Consider the following 5,108-nt stretch of genomic DNA (forward strand, 5'->3'; position numbering starts at 1 on the left):
CTAACATATGACAAGTATATTGAGGAAATAGAAAAGTTATCTTTAGACATTAACAAATATAATAATCAGCAGTTGTTTCATGAACAAAATTCTATTACTTCCACAAGTAGTGGAGGATTATCTTGGGTAACTTACTATTATAAGTCTTCTAGAGGTGGCTATTGGTTGAGAGCAGCTAAGATGAAGGGGTATTGGGAAGGTGGATTGAACGCTTTTATGCTAGATTCTTCTGCAGTAATTTCAGGAACCACCATTTCAAAACACAACTATTTGCAAGGGAGTCAAGGTGGATTAGTTTCCTCTTTTATGACAAGAGCTGACACGATTAGCTCATCTAGGAGTACCTTATTAATTGAAGCTGCCGCATTAATGGGAGCATTAGGCGTAGCTGTACTAACAGTTAGTACCATTTTCGGTGCCTTAACTGCTGCAGGATCTGCTTCAGTTATTGCTGCAAATATGATTAGTGTTTCAAATTCTGCTCATGCAGATATTCAACGCGCATACGAGCTTGCAACTGTAATTAAAAGTCAATAATTGTGAGAATAAGGTGGTTTATTTTGTATGATGTTTAAACTTTTATACTCGCTTGTTATTACGTTTTTGTTGTATGCGCTTATTGAACGAAAAGGAAAACCGCGAGAAAAGATACTATTTTACACATGCATTTTCATTCTTCTTTTTCTTTTATCCAGATAATAAAAGGAAGTGAGTTATGAAAGTATTTTTCAAAAAAGTTTTCCTGTCGATTGTGTTGTTTTTCTTGACGCTTTCACTATTCAGTTCATGGTCTTTTGCGTGGGCTGTTTTTCCGCTTGCGTTGTTGCTTATTTTGCTTGTTTGTGCGGTAACAGAAGGTATTCTCCTGTTTTTCGATAAGAAATTTCATTCGGCAGTCGTTTTTATCGTCGCAACGCTTGTATCCATTCCGTTTTATCCGTCGGTTGCTTTTGTCGTACCGATTTACGTGGGAGCAGTTGGATATGATATCGGAAGAAGATTATTGGCAGAAGGCTAGTTTCATTACTTCTGCCATCCCATTCGGGGTGTTTTTTGTTTCTTTGTATGCAATTTATACCCATGATGCTAGCTGAGCGTCATGGGTTAATGTTATTGTTTGCAACACCTTTTGCATCACTTCCAAGAGTGTGGTATGCTTTTTCATGGAAAGCACTTTCTGAGTTTGTTTGTGTCGTTCCGTACAATTCTCAGGAAGGGTGCTCTTTTCTGTGATTTTTATATTAGTAGGAGGGTAAGTATCAAATGACTGGAAAAACTGAACGTTATCAAGAAATTTTAACTGCTGCAAGGACTGTTTTGGCGGAGAAAGGGTTCGATGATACAAAAGTGTCTGAAATAGCTGAAATGGCGGGTGTTGCAAAAGGTACTTTTTATATATACTTTCCTTCGAAATTAGACTTAGTTCTTGCCTTAGTACGTGAAATGCAGGGGAAAATACTTTCTGAAGCTGAAAAAGTAATCAACTTGAAGGCGAATCATTTTGAAAAGCTTGTCCAAGTTATTAAAACGGCATTTATTGTAATGGAAAGTTACCACGATGTTTTTCCGATATTTAATGCAGTTAGTGCATTTAAGACAGATCAGTGGAAAGCAGAAAAAGAAATTCGCATTCCATACTATAATTTTCTAAAGACCCTAATCGAAAATGGTCAAAAATCGGGTGAGTTTAACCGTAAGTTGAATGCTGAAATGACTGCCGTACTAATTGTTGGTATGGTGGAACATGTAGCTCATGACTGTTTTATTTACCATTCAGATTACTGTATAGATGATTATCTTCATACTATTGATTCATTGCTGAGAAAGGCACTAAAAGGGCGATGATATGACCTTAAAAGCTTTGTTCGGGCATATATGTATTTTTGCTGATGTCGTACTTGAATGTTATCAAAAAATGGAATATAATACTTATATGACTGACCGTCAGTATGGTGTCGAGGAGGGAGGAAAGTATGGAAAGTTTTAAATCAGAAGGAAATAGAATTCCTATATTACTTATCTCTGGCTTGTTTGCTGGAGATTGGATATGGGGAGATGTTGCTTCATATTCTTCTAAAACCGAATACAATATTATTCGTTTACGAGAGCCACTTTCTGCTTATGGTCATAAAATTAGTGAGTTACGTGAAATGTTCATCAAGTTTTTAAACGAGTTCATTGAATATAAAGCAATTGTTATAGGTAATTCTTTAGGTGGTTTGCTTGCTATGGATTTAGCTTCATCACTCCCAGAAAAAGTAGCTGCAATCGTTGTGAGTGGTGCACCAGGTATGGGAAGCACGAATCTGGGTATTGGACCACCGAAAATAGGAAGCAAGGAAAGATTGAAAAAGTGGTTTGTTGATTTAAAAGAGAAGTTATTTGTAAATCAACAATGTATCACTGATGAACAACTAGCTCTTGTAGCTGAGTTTTTTAGTGATAAACGCAATTTTCTAAATATGATTCGATTAGCAAAGGAAGCAGATCGCTATGACGCTAAGATAATTTTGCCTAAGATAAAGTGTCCAATATTACTATTATGGGGAGATCAAGACAAAGTTTCACCAATTGAACCTTGGAAAAGTTCAATTCCTCTCAATCCACAGATACAATTAAAGGTTATTGAAAATAGTGGTCATAGTCCGATGCTGGAAAAACCTAAAGCATTTTGGGAATCTGTAGAGAGTTTTATAAAGAGTGTATTGGCACACCATATGTAATCAATTCATAGTGTCCAATAAAGACTGACGGTCAGTCATAAAACTGGATATTAAAGGGAGGAAACATGAGTGAAAATCATGAAAAGTTTTTTCAAACAGAAAGAAACATTAGTGGGAATTGCCGCAGCGATTGCTTTTCAACTTATATTTGTTACTGTATGGTTAACTGCCTATGATGGTGTCTACGATCGAACAAATCAATTTTCAGTAGCGGTTGTTAGTAATGATGAACTTGGAAAAGAAATTATAAAGGAGTTGAAGGATAGAAATTTGTTTCGATTAAAAGTGTTTGAAGCGTTAAATCAAGCACTTGAAGCCTTAGATAAACGAAACGTCAATATGGTTATTCATCTCCCTGATAGAATAATAGAAAAATTGACAGTAAATGAGAATATAACAATCGATTATTACATTAATCAAGCCACTCCAACTTTAACAAAACAAATGATGGAAAAAGCAGCGAATAAAATTAATGATGCTCTTAACTATCAATTTAGAGAAACAATAAATAACCAGATGGCAAAAAGGATTCCACAGTTAGTCACAGAAAAAGTTCCCGATGAAAAAACGAAAGCAATGGTCGAAGACATAGCTACTCAAGTTGTTGATATGGTTCAGAAAAATATGAAAATGAATCCTATAGCGGCTAATATAGTAAAGACAAATGGAAAAGAAGGATTTGCTATTACGATGGTTCCGTTATTAATTGTATTAGCCTCCTATATTAGCGCCATGCTTATTAGTCAATATTTGCAGATTGCAAATGGAAGGTTAGTTAATGAGTATGGTCGATTTTCACTTTTTGTTGGTAGACAGATGATTAATATTGTATTAGCGCTCGGGATCTCTTTATTAAGCATTTTTTTAATGAATCTGTTTCATATTGAATTGAATCATAACTTTTTTGTTTTATGGGGATTTCAGTCGATTCTTTTCTTTAGCTTTTTAGCTTTATCTCAAGTTTTTGTTATGTTATTTGGAATTCCAGGTATGATTTTTAATATTGCTTTAACAGCCATTCAAATTGCAAGTTCAGGAGCGATGGTACCACGAGAGTTATTGCCATCTTTTTATTATGAGCTTGGTCATTTGCTTCCTGCAACTTATGGTGTAAACAGTTATTTTAGCTTGATTTATGGTGGGGGAGATCTTGGTTCAGACTTGAAACATTTAAGTATAATCATTTCGGTATTGTTAGCAATGGCTATTGTGATACAAATTGTATTTTCTATGCGGGACAAATTTAAATCCTCGGAAATGTGAGTAAAATATTTTTTGTGGACAATTCATGGACTAACTTGGGAAATATTAGAAACTTTCGTTCGTGGTGCTCACTGAGATTACCAACAAAAGCGCGGTAGGTGAACGTTCAACATTTCCACCATCCCATCTGGGGTGGTTTTTTGTTATACTTGTTTCATCGATACATAGAAAGGATAACGAGTGATGGAACGAGAACATTTGTTGTTGATTGACGGGATGGCGTTATTGTTTCGGTCGTTTTATGCGACAGCGCCGCGATGGATGATGAATAGCCGTGGGGTGCCGACGAATGCGGTATATGGGGTAGTGAAACATATTGAAGCGGCGACAAATGCGCTTCAACCGACGCATGTCGTTTGTTGTTGGGATATGGGAAGTACGACGTTTCGCACAGAATGGTTTCCGGACTATAAGGCGAATCGTGGCGAGCCGCCGCATGAATTAATTCCACAGTTCGATTTGGCAAAAGAAGTGGTCGCGATGCTAGGTATACCAAATGTCGGTGTACTGAATGCCGAAGCGGACGATTGCATCGGTTCGCTTGTGAAGCAATATCGTGAGGAGATGCACATTTCGATTATGACCGGAGATCGCGATTTATTTCAGCTTCTTTCCGAGCGTGTCACGGTTTACTTATTGGCTAAAGGAATCGGCAACTACGAAGCGTATACGCTCGACCGTTTTGTTGAAGAAAAAGGGATTCAGCCACAGCAGCTAATCGATGTCAAAGCGCTCATGGGCGATCCGAGCGACAATTATCCAGGTGTACGTGGCATAAGGAACGGTGCCTGTCACCCCCCAATGGTGCGCGTGGTATCGTACTTGAAGTTGACGATCACTCGTGTCACGTTTTATGGGAAGACTATTTTGTTAGCTGGGAGAAAAAAGAGCTATTAACAGTCGATGAAGAGCTAACAAAAAAACAAACAATTCGCGTTTCTTCTCATGTGAGCCACCCTTTATTGTAGGGTGGTTTTTTGTTTCTTTATATACAATTTATTCTAAAAAAGGGGTTGACGGATGTTTGTTTTTTTTTATGATTATTTTGTAAATTCTTTTTGAAATGGGAGGGTGTACATGGTTGCGATAAGGAAACAAATTATTTTGTTTTTTTGCTTTGTC

At 36.9% G+C, this 5,108-nt stretch carries 5 protein-coding genes and 1 pseudogene; all 6 read left to right on the forward strand.

Annotated features, from left to right (window positions below; translation table 11 throughout):
• A pseudogene (locus HNR63_RS13730) lies at positions 1–537 on the forward strand (hypothetical protein); the annotation flags it as partial.
• A 178-nt stretch (positions 538–715) separates the two neighbouring features.
• Positions 716–1,018: a hypothetical protein gene (locus HNR63_RS13735; RefSeq protein WP_181521077.1), complete on the forward strand. Its 303-nt coding sequence runs from the start codon at positions 716–718 to the stop codon at positions 1,016–1,018.
• Positions 1,019–1,263: 245 nt separating this feature from the next.
• Positions 1,264–1,845, forward strand: a complete 582-nt coding sequence (locus HNR63_RS13740; RefSeq protein ID WP_181521079.1) for a TetR/AcrR family transcriptional regulator — start codon at positions 1,264–1,266, stop codon at positions 1,843–1,845.
• 128 nt (positions 1,846–1,973) lie between these two features.
• Positions 1,974–2,723 (forward strand): alpha/beta fold hydrolase, encoded by a 750-nt coding sequence (locus HNR63_RS13745; RefSeq protein WP_181521081.1) that lies wholly within the window; start codon positions 1,974–1,976, stop codon positions 2,721–2,723.
• A 78-nt stretch (positions 2,724–2,801) separates the two neighbouring features.
• Complete coding sequence (locus tag HNR63_RS13750) at positions 2,802–3,986, forward strand: YhgE/Pip domain-containing protein (protein WP_220127533.1); 1,185 nt, start codon at positions 2,802–2,804, stop codon at positions 3,984–3,986.
• A gap of 183 nt (positions 3,987–4,169) precedes the next feature.
• Positions 4,170–4,883, forward strand: coding sequence for a 5'-3' exonuclease (locus HNR63_RS13755; RefSeq protein ID WP_246316815.1), 714 nt, complete (start codon positions 4,170–4,172; stop codon positions 4,881–4,883).
• The last annotated feature ends 225 nt before the right edge of the window (positions 4,884–5,108 follow it).

Source organism: Anoxybacillus ayderensis (assembly GCF_013761015.1).
In the GTDB taxonomy this organism is placed as follows: Bacteria; Bacillota; Bacilli; order Bacillales; family Anoxybacillaceae; genus Anoxybacillus; species Anoxybacillus ayderensis.